This is a genomic window from Pseudomonas sp. GW101-3H06 (assembly GCF_059424605.1).
Window position 1 is genome coordinate 5,501,560 of sequence record NZ_JBWKZO010000001.1, and the last position, 17,928, is coordinate 5,519,487.

Here is a 17,928-nt window from a genome sequence, read left to right on the forward strand (position 1 = left end):
AGAAAAGAATCGATTCTACCCAAGCGCAGGAACGAGCGAGAGCCTAAAGCGGTCAGAGCCGTATAACCCAGACCCAAATCGACTCGAGCGAGCGCCCAAGGTTTGACTAAAATGAATAATTGATCAGGGTTCCAGAGCCACCAGACGGCGCTTTGCCATCACTTGCAAGCATCGCAGGCCGTGGCCTCGACATCCGGGAGTAGCGCGCTCTGACTTGATCTGGTAAGTTCGCCCGCTTGCAGCCGCAGGGCCGGCGGGTGCCGGTGATGGAGCAATCCTGCGCAGATGGATTACAAGAGTAGAGGCGGTCTATTTCATGTCCACCCAAGCAAAGCAGCAAAACCAGTCGATCAGCGGCTTCGAACCCTACGTTGAAACCAAGGGTGAGGAATACATGGGCAAGCCCATGCGCGCGCACTTCACCAAGGTCCTGAACAAGTGGAAACAGGACTTGATGCAGGAAGTCGACCGCACGGTTGATCACATGAAGGACGAAGCGGCCAACTTTCCTGACCCGGCAGACCGTGCCAGCCAGGAAGAAGAGTTCGCCCTCGAACTGCGAGCGCGCGATCGTGAGCGCAAGCTGATCAAGAAGATCGACAAGACACTTCAACTGATCGAAGACGAAGAATACGGCTGGTGCGAGTCCTGCGGCGTCGAAATCGGCGTCAAGCGCCTGGAAGCCCGCCCTACCGCCGACATGTGCGTCGACTGCAAGACCCTGGCGGAAATCAAGGAAAAGCAAGTCGGCAAGTAATAACGGCTTGAACGAAGAACGGAGCGTGCGAACGCTCCGTTTTTGTTTCTGACATTCGCCTCGGCGAAAAAACCTGTGGGAGCGGGCTTGCTCGCGAAAGCAGTGTGTCAGTCGACGACCATTTTTACTGACATACCGCTTTCGCGAGCAAGTCCGCTCCCACAGGCTGGTTAGCGCAAGTCTGGAAAAAGTAGCACTGCCTTCATGACCACCATCGTCAGCCCCACCTACATCGGGCGCTTCGCCCCTACCCCCAGTGGTCACCTGCATTTCGGTTCGCTGGTCGCCGCACTGGCTTCGTACCTCGACGCACGTTCGGTGGGTGGCCGCTGGTTGATGCGCATGGAAGACCTCGACCCGCCCCGTGAAGAGCCCGGCGCCCAGGCGGCGATCCTCAAGGCGCTGGAGAGCTATGGTTTCGAGTGGGATGGTGAGATGGTCCGCCAGAGTGACCGACACGACGCCTACGCCGAAGCACTCAATCGCCTGTTCAATCACGGCCTGGCCTACGCGTGCACCTGTTCGCGCAAGCAACTGGAGCCGTACCATGGCATCTATCCGGGGCTGTGCCGTAATGCCGGGCATGCCACCGAAAATGCGGCGATCCGGATACGTGTACCCGAACTGGATTACCACTTCATCGACCGCGTGCAAGGTGAATTCCATCAACACCTGGGCCGGGATGTCGGCGATTTCGTGATTCGCCGCCGTGACGGGCTCTACGCCTATCAATTGGCGGTGGTGCTGGATGACGCCTGGCAAGGCATTACCGATATCGTGCGCGGCGCCGACCTGCTGGACTCCACGCCACGACAGCTGTACCTGCAAGAACTGCTCGGCCTGCGGCAACCGCGTTACTTGCACATCCCGCTGATTACCCAACCCGATGGCAACAAGCTCGGCAAGTCCTATCGCTCGCCGCCATTGACCGAAGATCAGGCCACACCACTGTTGCTGCGCGCCTTGCGTGCACTGGGGCAGACTCCCGATACCGAACTGGCTGATGGCACACCAAGGGAAGTGTTGAACTGGGGCATCGCTCACTGGGATGCAAGCCGTATCCCGCGCACACTGAGCCTGCCCGAGGCGCAGCTACAGTGATCGTGCTTGCAGTGTCGCGCCCATCCGTTACCATCGCCGCACGTTTTCGGGCACGCGCATAAAAAAGAGAGGCCGGGATGTACATCTATCGCTTGGTCCTGCTCCTGGTAGTGGGGATTTATCTGTTTTCCCCAGCCATCATGGATTGGTGGATCGACGCCACTGGCGCCTGGTATCGCCCTTATCTGCTCTGGCTGATCCTGATCGTCGTGACCTTCATCCTGCAGAGCCAAAAAGATGCCGATGAGCTTTAGCCTGACCCAGATGATCCTGATCAGTGCCGCGTACCTGGCGGTGCTGTTCGGCGTGGCCTGGATCAGCGAACGGGGCATGATCCCCCGGGCGATCATTCGCCACCCGCTCACCTACACCCTGTCGCTGGGGGTCTATGCCAGTGCCTGGGCGTTTTATGGCACCGTGGGCCTGGCTTATCAGTATGGTTACGGTTTCCTGTCCAGTTACCTCGGGGTGTCCGGGGCATTCCTGCTGGCGCCGGTATTGCTGTATCCGATCCTGAAGATCACCCGCACTTATCAGCTGTCGTCCCTGGCGGACCTGTTCGCGTTTCGCTTCCGCAGCACCTGGGCCGGCGCACTGACCACGATTTTCATGCTGGTCGGCGTACTGCCGTTGCTGGCGTTGCAGATTCAGGCGGTGGCCGATTCAATCGGGATCCTTACCCGTGAGCCGGTGCAGCATCGCGTCGCCCTGAGTTTCTGCGCGCTCATTACGCTATTCACGATTTTCTTCGGTTCCCGGCACATCGCCACCCGCGAGAAACATGAAGGCCTGGTCTTCGCGATTGCCTTCGAATCGGTGATCAAGCTGATCGCTCTCGGCGGTGTCGGACTGTATGCGCTGTACGGTGTGTTCGACGGCCCGCAACAGCTGGAGCTGTGGTTACTGCAAAACCAGACGGCCCTCGCCGCCCTGCACACGCCGTTACAGGAAGGCCCGTGGCGCACGCTGCTGCTGGTGTTCTTCGCCTCGGCGATCGTGATGCCGCACATGTACCACATGACGTTCACCGAGAACCTCAACCCGCGCTCGCTGGTCAGCGCGAGTTGGGGCTTGCCGCTGTTCCTGTTGTTGATGAGCCTCGCGGTACCGCTGATTCTTTGGGCGGGGCTCAAACTCGGAGCTACCACCAACCCGGAATACTTCACGCTTGGCATCGGCATTGCCGCCAACAGCCAGGCGTTGGCGTTGCTGGCCTATATCGGCGGGCTGTCCGCCGCCAGCGGTCTGATCATCGTTACCACCCTCGCGCTGTCGGGTATGGCCCTGAACCACTTGGTGCTGCCGCTGTATCAGCCACCGGCGGAAGGCAATATCTACCGCTGGCTGAAATGGACGCGTCGGGCACTGATCGTCGCGATCATCATGGCCGGTTACGGTTTCTACCTGTTACTGGGCGCCGAGCAAGACCTGGCCAACCTCGGCATCGTCGCGTTCGTTGCCACCTTGCAGTTTCTGCCGGGCGTGCTCTCGGTCCTTTATTGGCCAACTGCCAACCGCCGTGGCTTCATCGCCGGCTTGCTGGCCGGGATCCTGGTGTGGCTGGTAACCATGCTGCTGCCGTTGGTCGGCAATCTGCAGGGCTTCTACATCCCGCTGTTGAACATGATCTATGTACTGGACGACACCAGTTGGCACATGGCGGCGATTGCCTCGCTAGCCGCCAACGTGCTGATGTTCACCCTGATCTCGCTGTTCACCAACGCCAGCACCGAAGAGGCCAGCGCCGCGGAAGCCTGTGCCGTGGACAACGTGCGTCGCCCGCAACGCCGCGAACTGCACGCCGCCTCGCCTCAGGAATTCGCCACACAGCTTGCCAAACCGCTGGGTGCCAAGGCTGCGCAAAAAGAAGTCGAACAGGCTCTGCGCGATCTCTATCTGCCATTCGACGAGCGCCGGCCTTACGCCTTGCGTCGCTTGCGTGATCGCATCGAGGCCAACCTTTCCGGCCTGATGGGACCGAGCGTAGCCCAGGACATGGTCGAAACCTTCCTGCCGTACAAGGCCGGCGGCGAAAACTATGTCACCGAGGACATCCACTTCATCGAAAGCCGACTCGAGGATTACCATTCGCGCCTGACCGGGCTGGCCGCCGAACTCGATGCCCTGCGCCGCTATCACCGCCAGACCCTGCAGGAGTTGCCAATGGGCGTCTGTTCGCTGGCCAAGGACCAGGAAATCCTCATGTGGAACAAAGCCATGGAGGAGTTGACCGGTATCGCTGCGCAACGGGTGGTCGGTTCGCGCCTGAGCACCATTGCCGACCCGTGGAAGGAGTTGCTGCAAGGTTTCATCAATGTCCCGGACGAGCACTTGCACAAGCAGCACCTCGCCCTCGACGGTCAGACCCGCTGGCTGAACCTGCACAAAGCAGCGATCGACGAGCCGCTCGCGCCGGGTAACAGTGGCCTGGTGCTGCTGGTGGAAGACTTGACCGAAACCCAGATGCTTGAAGACAAACTGGTGCACTCCGAGCGCCTGGCCAGCATTGGCCGCCTCGCCGCCGGCGTGGCCCATGAAATCGGCAACCCGATTACCGGCATTGCGTGTCTGGCGCAAAACCTGCGCGAAGAGCGCGAAGAAGACGGCGAACTCAAGGAAATCAGCGGGCAGATCCTCGAACAGACCAAACGCGTGTCACGCATCGTCCAGTCGCTGATGAGCTTCGCCCATGCCGGCAGCCATCAGCACAATGATGAGCCCGTCTGTCTGGCGGAAGTCGCCCAGGACGCCATTGGCCTGCTGGCCTTGAACCGACGCAATTTCGAAGTGCAGTTCTACAATCTATGCGACCCCGATCACTGGGTCGAAGGCGATCCGCAGCGGCTCGCCCAAGTACTGATCAACCTGCTCTCGAACGCCCGTGATGCCTCGCCTCCAGGCAGTGCAGTGCGCGTCAAGAGCGAAGCCGGCGAACACACGGTCGATCTGATCGTGGAAGACGAAGGCAGCGGGATTCCATCGAGCATCATGGATCGTTTGTTCGAACCTTTTTTCACCACCAAGGACCCGGGCGAAGGTACCGGTCTGGGCCTTGCACTGGTCTATTCCATCGTTGAAGAGCATTATGGACAAATCACCATCGACAGCCCGGCTGATGTTCAGAGCCAACGCGGCACCCGTATCCGGGTGACATTACCGCGTCATGTCGAAGCGACGTCCGCTGTGAACTGAGACCGTCGAGAGTATCGAATCAATGCCGCACATTTTGATCGTCGAAGACGAAACAATTATCCGCTCCGCCTTGCGCCGCCTGCTGGAACGCAACCAGTATCAGGTCAGCGAAGCCGGTTCAGTGCAGGAAGCACAAGAACGCTTCACCATTCCCACGTTCGACCTGATCGTCAGTGACCTGCGTCTTCCAGGCGCACCGGGCACCGAACTGATCAAACTGGGTCAGGGCACTCCGGTGCTGATCATGACCAGCTACGCCAGCCTGCGCTCGGCAGTCGACTCCATGAAGATGGGCGCGGTGGATTACATCGCCAAGCCTTTCGATCATGACGAAATGCTCCAGGCGGTCGCGCGAATCCTGCGCGATCGTCAATCGGTGCAAGCCAGCGGTGAACCCGTGGCCGGCAAAGTCGCCAATGGCGCGGCAAAACCGGGCATCGATAACAGCAACGGCGAAATCGGCATCATCGGCTCGTGCCCACCGATGCAGGATCTGTACGGCAAGATTCGTAAAGTCGCGCCGACTGACTCCAATGTCCTGATCCAGGGCGAATCCGGCACTGGTAAAGAACTGGTGGCGCGTGCACTGCACAACTTGTCGAAGCGGGCCAAGGCACCGATGATTTCGGTGAACTGCGCAGCCATTCCGGAAAGCCTGATCGAGTCCGAACTGTTCGGCCACGAAAAAGGCGCGTTCACTGGTGCCAGCGCCGGGCGCGCCGGCCTGGTGGAAGCAGCGGACGGCGGCACCTTGTTCCTCGACGAAATCGGTGAACTGCCACTGGAAGCCCAGGCCCGACTGCTGCGTGTTCTCCAGGAAGGCGAGATTCGCCGGGTCGGCTCAGTGCAGTCGCAAAAGGTCGATGTGCGCCTGATCGCCGCGACTCACCGCGACCTCAAGAGCCTGGCAAAGATCGGCCAGTTCCGTGAAGACTTGTACTACCGCCTCCATGTGATCGCCCTGAAACTGCCAGCCCTGCGCGAGCGCGGTGCCGACGTCAACGAAATCGCCAATGCGTTCCTCGCACGGCAGAGCGCGCGGATCAACCGCACCGACCTGAAATTCGCTCCGGACGCGGAACAAGCCATTCGCCATTACTCCTGGCCGGGTAACGTTCGTGAGCTGGAAAACGCCGTCGAGCGCGCCGTTATCCTGTGCGAGAGCCCGGAGATTTCCGCCGAGCTGCTGGGTATCGATATCGAACTGGGTGATCTGGAAGACGACGAATTCATCGGCCTACCCCCGCAACAGGGCAGCAGCAACGCCGGTAACAACAACCACGAACCGACCGAAGACCTGTCCCTGGAAGACTACTTCCAGCATTTCGTACTCGAGCATCAGGACCACATGACCGAAACCGAACTGGCCCGCAAACTCGGGGTTAGTCGCAAGTGCCTGTGGGAGCGCCGTCAACGCCTGGGCATTCCACGGCGCAAGACTGGGGTCGCCAGCGAAAGCTGAACCGTCCCTGCCTGATGTGCGGGTAACGCGTGACTTTGTGAAAAAACTGTTACCTCAGTTTTTTCACGTAACAGAAGCCGGGGCTTACGGTAACGAAACCCCGGCTTTTTTTCGCCTGCACTTATCCCTTCAGACCGCCTAACCCCTTGTTTTACTGGCCTTTGCAAAAGTTGGCATGCACCCTGCTATATGTTTGGTACAAGAACAATAACAAGCAATGCACAAGACAATAAAAATAAGACGAATCGACTCACGCACAATAAAAACAAGACGGCGAGAGGCGCAGCTAACTGATTCTTTTGGAGAGGCGTTGTATTTGGGGCTTGCCCCACGACCAGGCCGAGAACAACAAAAAACTGTCATAAGACAGAGCCTGTACTGGTTGGATCGAGAGATCACTGCAATTCAGCGACCAAAGCAATCCGTTTGCTCTTGGCTCCCGATTGGGAGGGTCATGAAGGAAGCTTCATGGCTAGGGCACTCAACAAAAACAAGAAGCCCGAAACCAATAACAAAAATAGAGCATGCAACTACTTCTTGGGGAGCTTCGGCTCCCCTTGTAGTTTCCGCGATTCAAAACCACCTTACGCCCCCCCCTGTTTCCACCTTGAAACGTGCGGCTTACAGCTCATATCTGCTGCGTCCTACACCATCCCCCGACTAAATGCTAGAATCCCCGCCCATCATGCGGTCATTCTTCGTTTTGGCCGAACATTCCTTCAAACAGTGCATCCCATGCTGAAGAAGCTGTTCCAGTCATTCCGTACTCCCCTGCGTCGTACGCAACATATCCGCAGCACGCCTGAAGTGCTCAACAGCGGCCAACACTCGCTGCAAAAGGCGCAATTCAGCCGTTACGCGGTGAACATCGTCGAACGCCTGCAGGGCGCCGGTTACCAGGCCTACCTGGTCGGCGGTTGCGTGCGCGACATGCTGCTCGGTATCACGCCGAAAGACTTCGACGTTGCCACCAGTGCCACCCCTGAACAGGTCCGGGCCGAATTCCGCAACGCGCGGATCATCGGCCGGCGCTTCAAACTGGTGCATATCCACTTTGGCCGCGAAATCATCGAAGTCGCGACCTTCCGCGCCAATCACCCGCAAAACGATGAGGAAGAAGACAGTAACCAGTCTTCCCGCAATGAGAGCGGACGCATCCTGCGCGATAACGTCTACGGCACTCTGGAAGAAGACGCGCAACGCCGCGACTTCACCATCAACGCCCTGTATTACGATCCGGTCAGCGAGCGCATCCTCGACTACGCCAACGGTGTGCACGACATTCGCAATCACCTGATCCGTCTGATCGGTGATCCGAAACAACGCTATCAGGAAGATCCGGTACGAATGCTGCGGGCCGTGCGATTCGCGGCGAAGCTGAATTTCGGCATCGAAAAACACAGCGCCCTGCCGATCCGTGATCTGGCACCGATGCTGCGTGAGATCCCGGCGGCCCGTCTGTTCGAAGAAGTCCTCAAACTGTTTCTCTCCGGCCATGCCGCGGACACTTTCGAAATGCTGGTCGACCTGCAACTGTTCGATCCACTTTTCCCGGCCAGTGCCGAGGCGCTGGAATACAACCCGACTTATACCCATACACTGATCAGCGAAGCCCTGATCAATACCGACTTGCGGATCAAGCAGAACAAACCGGTGACCCCGGCGTTCCTGTTTGCCGCCCTGCTGTGGCCAGCCCTTCCGGCTCGAGTACTGCGCCTGCAGGAACGTGGCATGCCGCCGATTCCGGCGATGCAGGAAGCGGCTCACGAGCTGATTGCCGAACAGTGCCAGCGCATCGCGATTCCAAAACGTTTCACCATGCCGATCCGCGAGATCTGGGACATGCAGGAACGTCTGCCACGGCGCAGCGGCAAACGTGCCGACCTGTTGCTGGATAACCCGCGGTTCCGCGCCGGTTACGATTTCTTGTTACTGCGTGAAAGTGCGGGCGAGCAGACCGATGGCCTGGGCGAATGGTGGACGGACTATCAGGACGCCAACGACAGTGAGCGTCGCGACATGATCCGCGACCTCAGCGGCAAGGACGAAGGCACTGGCGCACCGCGCAAACGTCGCCGTAGCGGTGGCTCCAAGCGCAAGCGTGCCGCGGGCGTTTCGAGCACCACGGGCGAGTAATCCATGGAACGCATCTACATCGGCATGGGCAGCAACCTGGCGGCTCCCGCCGAACAGCTGCGCAGCGCCGTCGCCGCACTGGCACAGCTGCCGCAATCGGAACTGATCGGGGTTTCCGCCTTTTATCAAAGCGACTCGCTGCTTGCCGGCCAACCGCGTTACACCAACGCGGTCGCCGCCCTAGACAGCACCCTAACGCCGCTGGACTTGCTTGATGCGCTACAAGCCATCGAGAACGAGCAAGGCCGTGAGCGTCTTGAACGCTGGGGCCCACGCACGCTGGATCTGGATATCCTGCTGTTCGGCGACCGACTGATCGACGAACCTCGCCTCAAAGTCCCGCACTACCATATGCAGGAGCGGGCCTTTGTGCTGTATCCATTGGCGGAGTTGGCGCCTGCGGAGCTGCGTCTGCCCGACGGTCGCAGCCTCACGGAGTTGCTTGCTGCCTGCCCGTTCGTCGGGCTGGAGCGCCTCCCTGCAAATTGACACTACACCCTGTGGGAGCGGGCTTGCTCGCGAATGCGGTGTGTCAGTCAGAATTGATGCCGACTGACACACCGCATTCGCGAGCAAGCCTGCTCCCACATTTGGTTTGCATTATTCCTACAGAATCTGCTGAAACGCATCAGTCCCCTTCGGTAACACCTTCCTCGTAACAATGCGGTAACACACGCAATTGACTTCCCGAGTTCTCCTCACGACTATAGGCGTCCCGATGCCGCCAACCCGGCACACAAGGGCGCAATCCAGGCCTTATAAGCACGACAGAAGACCGTGCGCCTGAGTAGATGACGAATCACGCGCGTTACTCGCAGTAGTTTCCATAGCGCCTGAACGAGGATTTTTTGACATGCCAGCCATCACCCTGACCACGCTCCAGAGCCTCAAGCAGAAAGGTGAGAAAATCACCATGCTGACCTGCTATGACGCGACCTTCGCCCACGCCTGCAATCAGGCTGGCGTCGAAGTGCTGCTGGTGGGCGACTCCCTCGGCATGGTTTTGCAAGGTCACGACAGCACCCTGCCGGTCACCACCGCCGAAATGGCTTACCACGTAGCCGCCGTCAAACGCGGTAACACTGATGCGTTGATCCTCGCCGACCTGCCCTTCATGGCCTACGCCACTACCGAACAAGCCATGACCAACAGCGCCCTGCTGATGCAGGCTGGCGCGCACATGGTCAAGGTCGAGGGCGCATTGTGGCTGGCGGACTCGATTCGCCTGCTCGCCGAGCGGGGCATTCCGGTATGCGCACACATGGGCCTGACGCCGCAATCGGTGAACATCCTCGGCGGTTACAAGGTCCAGGGCCGCAATGAAAACCAGGCGCGGCAGATGCGTGCCGACGCGATTTCACTGGAACAGGCCGGCGCGGCAATGCTGTTGCTTGAGTGCGTGCCAAGCGAACTGGCCGAAGAAATCACTCAAGCGGTGAAAATCCCGGTAATCGGTATCGGCGCCGGCAACCGCACCGACGGCCAGGTATTGGTCCTGCACGACATGCTGGGCCTTTCCATCACCGGTCGCGTGCCCAAATTCGTAAAGAACTTCATGGCCGGCCAAGAGAGCATTCAGGCGGCCTTGAGCGCTTACGTCACTGAAGTCAAAGCGGCGACCTTCCCTGGCATCGAACACGGATTTTCTGCATGAACACCGTAAAAACCGTACGTGAATTGCGGGCCGCTGTGGCCCGCGCCCGTGGCGAAGGCAAACGTATCGGCTTCGTGCCGACCATGGGCAACCTGCATAGCGGGCATATCGCGCTGATTACCAAGGCCACCCAGCGGGTGGATTTCGTAGTCGCGAGTATTTTCGTCAATCCGCTGCAATTCGGCGCCGGCGAAGACCTCGACAAATACCCACGCACCCTCGCGGCCGACCAGGAAAAACTGCTCGAGGCCGGTTGCGACCTGCTGTTCGCGCCAACCGTTGAAGAAATGTACCCCGACGGCATGTCCGGCCAGACCCGCGTCAGCGTCCCGCAATTGTCCGAAGGCCTGTGCGGCGCCAGCCGTCCGGGGCATTTCGAAGGCGTGGCGACAGTGGTCAGCAAGTTGTTCAACATGGTCCAGCCGGATCTGGCGATTTTCGGCCAGAAAGACTTCCAGCAACTGGCGGTGATCCGCGCCCTGGTCCACGACCTGAACATGCCGATCCAGATCATTGGCGAGCCGACCGTTCGCGCCGCCGATGGCCTGGCATTGTCGTCACGCAATGGATTCCTAAGCGAAGAGCAACGCGCCGTTGCACCGGTTGTCTATCGCACCTTGAGCCAGATTGCCGATGCGATCAAACAGGGTGAGCGGGATTTCCCGGCGCTGATCAATGCGCAGATCAAACATCTCGAAGCTGCCGGGTTGCGTCCGGATTACCTGGAAATCCGCCACGCGCTGACCTTGCGTCCGGCGACTCCCGAGGACCGGGACCTGGTGATTCTGGTGGCGGCGTTCCTGGGCACGACGCGGTTGATCGACAACCTGCACCTGAATCTCGATACGCCCATCTGAGCCCAACAAAACAATGTGGGAGCGAGCATGCTCGCGAATGCGGTATGCCATTCAACAACCGTGTTGACTGATCCGCTGCTTTCGTGAGCAGGCTCGCTCCCACACTTGAACTGTTTCAGTGTCCACAATCCGATACCGACCTGGGAAAACACTCATGCACGCCATCATGCTCAAAGCCAAGCTGCATCGCGCCGAAGTCACCCACGCTGTACTCGATTACGAAGGTTCCTGCGCCATCGACGGCGAATGGCTGGACTTGTCCGGCATTCGTGAGTACGAACAGATCCAGATCTACAACGTCGATAATGGCGAGCGCTTTACCACCTACGCCATTCGCGGCGAAGAAGGCTCACGCATGATCTCGGTCAACGGTGCCGCGGCGCACAAGGCCAAGGTCGGCGATCGCGTGATCATCTGCGCTTACGCCCACTACAGCGAAGCCGAGCTGCTCAACTTCAAGCCACGCATGCTCTACATGGCACCGGGCAATGAACTGAGCCACACCAGCAACGCCATTCCGGTCCAGGTCGCCTGATCGAAGCCTGTCGCGCCTCCGTTTGTCGGACGTTCCTAACTTCGATGTTAAAAAAGTACCGGAAACAGGTCAGACAAAGTCAAGACAGATCACCGCGCGGGGTTTACTGTATTCGCCCTGCGCCATGAAATCGTGTCGACGCAGTTGACCGGACGCCCATCCACAGCGCGCCGGGATTTTTAGTGTTCTAAAGGCCGTTCAAGTAAAAAGGAAACCCGCAGCGATGGCGTATTACCGCACTCCTCACGACGTGACCGCTCTGCCCGCCTGGCAAGCGTTGAATGACCACCGCCAAGCCATGCAGGATTTCAGCATGCGCGAGGCCTTCAATGCCGATCCGCAGCGCTTTACCCAGTTCACCCTCAGCAGCTGCGGCCTGTTCCTCGATTATTCGAAAAACCTGATCAACGCCGAGACCCGCAATCTGCTGGTGGGCCTGGCCAATGAAGTCGACCTCAAGGGCGCGATCAAGGCGCTGTTCGACGGCGAAATCGTCAACGCCTCCGAAGGTCGCCCGGCGTTGCATACGGCCCTGCGTCGTCCGGTCGGCGACAAACTGTCGGTTAATGGCGTCAATGTGATGCCTGAAGTGCACAAGGTGCTGAACCAGATCACCGACCTCGTTGGGCGCATCCACGACGGTCTGTGGCGCGGTTACACCGAGAAACCGATCACCGACGTGGTGAACATCGGCATCGGTGGCTCGTTCCTCGGCCCCGAGCTGGTTTCCGAAGCACTGCTGTCCTACGCTCAGAAGGGCGTGCGCTGCCACTATCTGGCGAACATTGACGGCAGTGAATTCCACGAACTGACTATGAAGCTGCGCGCCGAGACCACGCTGTTCATCGTCTCGTCGAAATCCTTCAACACCCTCGAAACCCTGAAAAACGCCCAGGCCGCCCGTGCCTGGTACCTGGCCCAGGGCGGCTCGGAAGCTGAGTTGTATCGTCACTTCATCGCCGTATCGAGCAACAATGCCGCCGCCGTGGCTTTCGGTATCCGTGAAGAGAACATCTTCCCGATGTGGGACTGGGTTGGCGGCCGTTACTCACTGTGGTCGGCCATCGGCCTGCCTATCGCCCTGGCCATCGGCATGTCGAACTTCAAGGAGCTGTTGTCCGGTGCCTACACCATGGACCAGCATTTCCAGAGTGCGCCGTTCGAACAGAACATGCCGGTGCTGCTGGCTTTGCTGGGTGTCTGGTATGGCAACTTCTGGGGTGCGCAGAGCCATGCGATCCTGCCGTACGACCACTACCTGCGTAACATCACCAAGCACTTGCAACAGCTGGACATGGAGTCCAATGGCAAGAGCGTTCGTCAGGACGGCACGCCAGTGTCCACCGACACAGGCCCAGTGATCTGGGGCGGCGTCGGTTGCAACGGCCAGCATGCTTACCACCAGTTGCTGCACCAGGGCACCCAACTGATTCCGGCGGACTTCATCGTGCCGATCGTCAGCTTCAACCCGGTGTCCGACCACCACCAGTGGCTGTACGCCAACTGCCTGTCTCAGAGCCAGGCGCTGATGCTTGGCAAGACCCTTGCCGAAGCCGAGGCTGAACTGCGCGACAAAGGCATGAGTGAAGCCGACGTGAAGAAACTCGCGGCGCACAAAGTGATTCCGGGCAATCGTCCGAGCAACACCCTGGTGGTCGAGCGTATCAGCCCGCGTCGCCTCGGCGCGCTGGTGGCGATGTACGAGCACAAAGTCTTCGTGCAAAGCGTGATCTGGGGCATCAACGCCTTCGATCAGTGGGGCGTGGAGCTGGGCAAGGAACTGGGCAAAGGCGTCTACAACCGCCTGGTCGGCAGCGAAGAAACACCGGCCGAAGATCCGTCCACTCAAGGGCTGATCAACTACTTCCGTGGTCGTCACCGCGGTTGATCTAAACCAACCCTGCTACCCCTGTGGGAGCGGGCCTGCTCGCGAAAGCGATCTCACATTCACCATTATTGTTGGATGTCTGACCGCCTTCGCGAGCAAGCCCGCTCCCACAGTTGTTTTGCGCCGCCTACACTTGCTGCGGCGTCTGACTTGAACCCTTTCACTGCTCGGCGCATCTTTATCTTTGTCGCATAACAAGAATAAGGAACCGTCATGTTCGATATCAGCACGTTCCCCAAAGCCGATGCCGTCCGCCGGGCTGCACAACTGAGTCAAGACGACTACCACCGCCTGTACCGCGAATCCATCGAACACCCCAGTACGTTCTGGGCCGAACAAGCCAGCCGTTTTCTCGACTGGAGCAAACCGTGGGACACCGTCCAGCGCTATGACCTGAAAACCGGCGAGGCCAGCTGGTTTGCCGGGGCAGAGCTGAATGTCAGCTACAACTGCATCGACCGGCATCTGGAAAAACGCGGCGACCAAATCGCGATCATCTGGGAGGGCGACGATCCCGCCGAATCGACGCAAATCACCTACAAAAAACTGCATCACAACGTGTGCCGTCTGGCCAACGTGCTCAAAAGCCGTGGTGTGAAGAAGGGTGACCGGGTGTGCATCTACATGCCGATGATCCCCGAAGCGGCCTACGCCATGCTCGCCTGTACACGCATCGGTGCAGTTCATTCGGTCGTGTTCGGCGGCTTTTCCCCGGATTCCCTGCGCGACCGCATTCTCGATGCCGACTGCCGCACCGTGATCACCGCCGATGAAGGCGTGCGCGGCGGCAAATTCATCCCGCTCAAACAGAATGTCGATAAAGCCCTGCAAAGTTGCCCGGATGTCAGCACTGTGGTCGTGGTCGAGCGCACACAGAATCAGGTGAACTGGGTCGAAGGCCGAGACCTCTGGTATCACCAGGCCCTGCGCGATGTCGGCGACGACTGCCCACCCGAGCCGATGGGCGCCGAAGACCCGATGTTCATCCTCTACACCTCCGGCAGCACCGGCAAACCCAAAGGCGTGCTGCACACCACCGGCGGCTACCTGCTGCAAGCGGCAATGACCTTCAAATACGTGCTGGACTACCGCGACGGTGAGGTCTTCTGGTGCACCGCCGATGTCGGCTGGGTCACCGGCCACAGCTACATCGTCTACGGTCCGCTGGCCAATGGCGCCACCACCTTGATCTTCGAAGGCGTGCCGAATTACCCGAGTACCTCACGTTTCTGGCAAGTGATCGACAAGCATAAGGTCAATATTTTCTACACCGCCCCGACCGCCCTGCGCGCCCTGATGCGTGAAGGTCCTGAACCGCTAAAGGAAACGTCCCGCGCCAGCGTCAGACTACTCGGCACCGTCGGTGAGCCGATCAACCCGGAAGCCTGGGAATGGTACTTCCACACAGTTGGCGAAGAGCGTTGCCCGATTGTCGATACCTGGTGGCAGACCGAAACCGGCGGCATCATGCTCAGCCCCCTGGTGAGCGCCCAACGCATCAAGCCCGGCTGCGCCACGCAACCGATGTTCGGCGTGCAACCGGTGTTGCTCGACGAGCACGGCAAGGAAATCAAAGGCGCCGGTAGTGGCGTGCTGGCGATCAAATCCAGCTGGCCGGCGCAGATCCGCAGCGTCTACCGTGACCCGCAACGGATGGTCGACACCTACTTCAAGCCTTATCCCGGCTACTATTTCACCGGTGACGGCGCTCGCCGCGACGAAGATGGCGACTATTGGATCACCGGGCGCATTGACGATGTGATCAACGTGTCCGGGCACCGCATCGGCACTGCGGAAGTGGAAAGCGCCCTGGTGTTGCACGACAGCATCGCCGAGGCCGCCGTGGTCGGTTACCCCCATGACGTCAAAGGGCAAGGCATCTACGCCTTCGTCACCCCCATGAACGGCGTCGAAACCGGCGACGAGCTGAAGAAAGAGCTGCTGGCGATGGTCAGCAAGGAAATCGGCAGCTTCGCCAAACCGGACCTGATCCAGTGGGCACCGGCCTTGCCGAAAACCCGCTCCGGTAAAATCATGCGACGTATTCTGCGCAAGATTGCCTGCAACGAGCTCGACAGCCTGGGCGACACCTCGACTCTGGCCGACCCGAACGTGGTGCAGGGACTGATCGACAAACGCTTGAACCAATAATGCACGCTCTCTGTGGAGCAGCCGGTCGACGCTCGATCGCTCGCGATGGGCGTTAACGATAACGTGGGCTTCTTGAAAATACGCGTTATCGTTAACGTCCATCGCGAGCAGGCTCGCTCCCAGAGAAAATCACCGGGTCACCATGGAATTCATCCGCCGCCGCATCGAAACCCAAATCATGAGTCTCACCGGTCTGTCTTTGGGCAAACTCGACCTGGAAAACCCCAAGGGCGATCCCGGCCTGTTCGGGCCTGATTCGGTGAGCTGGCAGGTGCACGGTGATTTCAGCAGCATGCTCATCGGTGGCATCAGCGCCCTGATGTTGCAATCCCTGCATCCGTTGGCTCTGGCGGGAGTGTGGGATCACTCCAACTTTCGCGAGGACATGCTCGGCCGGCTGCGTCGCACCGGTCAGTTCATTTCCGGCACCACGTTTGGTTCACGTCAGGACGCTGACTGGCTGATCGAGAAAGTGCGCACCATTCACCTGCAAATCAACGGCACGGCACCCGATGGCCGGCCTTACGCCGCCAGCGATCCCGATCTGCTGACCTGGGTGCACGTAGCAGAAGTCAGTAACTTTCTCACTGCTCATTTGCGCTATCGCAACCCGCAGCTGTCCCTGGTCGATCAGGATCGCTATTACGCAGAAATCGCGCTGGTGGCCGAACGCCTGGGTGCCCGGAGCGTACCCCGTTCCCGACAGGAAGTTGCCAATTACCTTGAGCGAATCAGGCCGCAGCTTTTGTGCGACGAACGCAGTCGCGAAGTGCTGCGACTGTTGTTGAATGCCCCGTCCCCCAGCCGTCTGGCCAAACCCTTCGGCGGCCTCATGATGCAGGCCGGGATCGATCTGCTGCCGGACTGGGCCAGTGACATGCTCGGTGTCAGACAAAGCCCGCTACAGCGCAAGCTGATCCGCGCCAGCGTCAATCGCAGCGCGCCGATGCTACGCTGGGCTGTGCGCAATGGTTCGGTTCAGCGGGCCAAGCGGCGGATGGGCTTGCTCAATTGAACAACACTCAAAAGCTTCGTGAGTAGGCTCGCTCCCACAGTGGATGTGTGTCGTTCATCAAATGAGTGTGGGAGCGAGTCTGCTCGCGAAGGCAGCACCTCGGCTCAGTGCCAAGCTGTTAAACTCCCGCGCCAAATTCCTCCTGCAAGGCGCCCAGCATGTCTTCCTTGAACCAGGCGCTGCGCGCCGCCCTCGAACATCGCCAGGACCTGCTTGCCGAACTGCATGGGCAAGGCACCGATTGCTATCGCTTGTTCCATGGCAGCCAGGAAGGCGCCGGGGGGCTGACCATCGACCGCTATGGCCCGCAATTGATGGTGCAGAGCTTTCACCAGTCGCTGGCGCGCGATGCGCTGCTGCAACTGCACGAAACCATCAACCAGTACCTGGGCTTTGAAAGCCTGCTGGTTTACAACGACCGCTCCCGTGGCAATTCACGCATCGACCGTGAAGACAACGTCTACCGCGCCGAAGAAGCTGCCCTGCAAGACCTGGTCGGCCACGAATGGGGCCTCAATTACCGGGTACGCGGGCGTCACGCCGGACAGGACCCGCTACTGTTCCTCGACCTGCGCAACACCCGCGGCTGGGTCAAGGAGCACAGCAAAAACAAAAGCGTGCTCAACCTGTTCGCCTACACCTGTGGCGTCGGCCTCAGCGCCGCGGCCGGTGGCGCCCGCGAGGTGTGCAACCTGGACTTCGCCGAAGGCAACCTGGCGGTCGGTCGTGAAAACGGCCTGCTCAACCCACAGCTGCCGACCATGGCGTTCGTCCAGTCCGACTATTTCCCGGCCATCCGCCAACTGGCCGGCCTGCCCATCAGCCAGCGTCGCGGGCAAAAGTTGCCGAGCTATCAGCGCCTGGAACAGCGTCAGTACGATCTGGTGCTGCTCGATCCACCGGCCTGGGCCAAGAGCGCGTTCGGCACCGTCGACCTGCTGCGCGACTATCAGAGCCTGCTGAAACCGGCGCTGCTCACCACAGCCGACAACGGTGTGCTGATCTGCTGCAACAATCTGGCGAAAGTCAGCATGGACGACTGGCGCGAACAGGTTTTGCGTTGCGCTGAGAAAGCCGGGCGGCCGGTGCGTGAGTGGACGGTCATGAAACCGGGGGCTGATTTCCCGTCGCTGGATCAGCAACCGCCACTGAAAACCCTGATCCTGCAGCTCTGATTCAT

At 59.6% G+C, this 17,928-nt stretch carries 14 protein-coding genes; all 14 read left to right on the forward strand.

Going from position 1 to position 17,928, the window contains the following annotated elements:
* Positions 1 to 316 precede the first annotated feature (316 nt).
* The 14 genes from dksA (at position 317) to AC07ZE_RS25315 (ending at position 17,923) form a co-directional block, all read left to right on the forward strand.
* A complete protein-coding gene (gene dksA, locus AC07ZE_RS25250) occupies positions 317 to 757 on the forward strand; it encodes an RNA polymerase-binding protein DksA (RefSeq protein ID WP_207267079.1) in 441 nt (146 codons plus the stop codon).
* A gap of 204 nt (positions 758 to 961) precedes the next feature.
* Positions 962 to 1,858 carry a tRNA glutamyl-Q(34) synthetase GluQRS gene (gluQRS, locus tag AC07ZE_RS25255; RefSeq protein ID WP_207267080.1) on the forward strand — a complete coding sequence of 299 codons (897 nt, stop codon included), beginning with the start codon at positions 962 to 964 and terminating at the stop codon, positions 1,856 to 1,858.
* 77 nt (positions 1,859 to 1,935) lie between these two features.
* A complete protein-coding gene (locus AC07ZE_RS25260; RefSeq protein ID WP_003176118.1) occupies positions 1,936 to 2,112 on the forward strand; it encodes a hypothetical protein in 177 nt (58 codons plus the stop codon).
* Positions 2,096 to 5,050 carry a sensor histidine kinase gene (locus AC07ZE_RS25265; protein ID WP_171017157.1) on the forward strand — a complete coding sequence of 985 codons (2,955 nt, stop codon included), beginning with the start codon at positions 2,096 to 2,098 and terminating at the stop codon, positions 5,048 to 5,050. The genes AC07ZE_RS25260 and AC07ZE_RS25265 overlap by 17 nt, the downstream gene beginning before the upstream one ends.
* Before the next feature lie 22 nt (positions 5,051 to 5,072).
* Positions 5,073 to 6,512, forward strand: a complete 1,440-nt coding sequence (locus AC07ZE_RS25270) for a sigma-54-dependent transcriptional regulator (protein ID WP_207267081.1) — start codon at positions 5,073 to 5,075, stop codon at positions 6,510 to 6,512.
* A 735-nt stretch (positions 6,513 to 7,247) separates the two neighbouring features.
* Positions 7,248 to 8,648 carry a polynucleotide adenylyltransferase PcnB gene (locus AC07ZE_RS25275; protein WP_095196567.1) on the forward strand — a complete coding sequence of 467 codons (1,401 nt, stop codon included), beginning with the start codon at positions 7,248 to 7,250 and terminating at the stop codon, positions 8,646 to 8,648.
* Positions 8,649 to 8,651: 3 nt separating this feature from the next.
* Positions 8,652 to 9,137, forward strand: a complete 486-nt coding sequence (gene folK / locus AC07ZE_RS25280) for a 2-amino-4-hydroxy-6-hydroxymethyldihydropteridine diphosphokinase (RefSeq protein WP_207267082.1) — start codon at positions 8,652 to 8,654, stop codon at positions 9,135 to 9,137.
* 364 nt (positions 9,138 to 9,501) lie between these two features.
* The gene (gene panB, locus AC07ZE_RS25285) at positions 9,502 to 10,302 is read left to right on the forward strand and encodes a 3-methyl-2-oxobutanoate hydroxymethyltransferase (protein ID WP_207267083.1); all 801 of its coding nucleotides are present in this window, start codon (positions 9,502 to 9,504) and stop codon (positions 10,300 to 10,302) included.
* Complete coding sequence (gene panC / locus AC07ZE_RS25290; protein WP_207267084.1) at positions 10,299 to 11,159, forward strand: pantoate--beta-alanine ligase; 861 nt, start codon at positions 10,299 to 10,301, stop codon at positions 11,157 to 11,159. The genes panB and panC overlap by 4 nt, the downstream gene beginning before the upstream one ends.
* Before the next feature lie 154 nt (positions 11,160 to 11,313).
* The gene (panD, locus tag AC07ZE_RS25295; protein WP_003228271.1) at positions 11,314 to 11,694 is read left to right on the forward strand and encodes an aspartate 1-decarboxylase; all 381 of its coding nucleotides are present in this window, start codon (positions 11,314 to 11,316) and stop codon (positions 11,692 to 11,694) included.
* A gap of 223 nt (positions 11,695 to 11,917) precedes the next feature.
* Entirely contained in the window at positions 11,918 to 13,582 is a 1,665-nt protein-coding gene (pgi, locus tag AC07ZE_RS25300; RefSeq protein WP_207267085.1) for a glucose-6-phosphate isomerase, read from the forward strand.
* Positions 13,583 to 13,795: 213 nt separating this feature from the next.
* Entirely contained in the window at positions 13,796 to 15,733 is a 1,938-nt protein-coding gene (gene acs / locus AC07ZE_RS25305) for an acetate--CoA ligase (protein ID WP_207267086.1), read from the forward strand.
* Positions 15,734 to 15,875: 142 nt separating this feature from the next.
* Positions 15,876 to 16,748, forward strand: coding sequence for an oxygenase MpaB family protein (locus tag AC07ZE_RS25310; protein ID WP_207267087.1), 873 nt, complete (start codon positions 15,876 to 15,878; stop codon positions 16,746 to 16,748).
* A gap of 158 nt (positions 16,749 to 16,906) precedes the next feature.
* Positions 16,907 to 17,923, forward strand: a complete 1,017-nt coding sequence (locus AC07ZE_RS25315) for a class I SAM-dependent rRNA methyltransferase (protein WP_207267088.1) — start codon at positions 16,907 to 16,909, stop codon at positions 17,921 to 17,923.
* Positions 17,924 to 17,928: the final 5 nt, after the last annotated feature.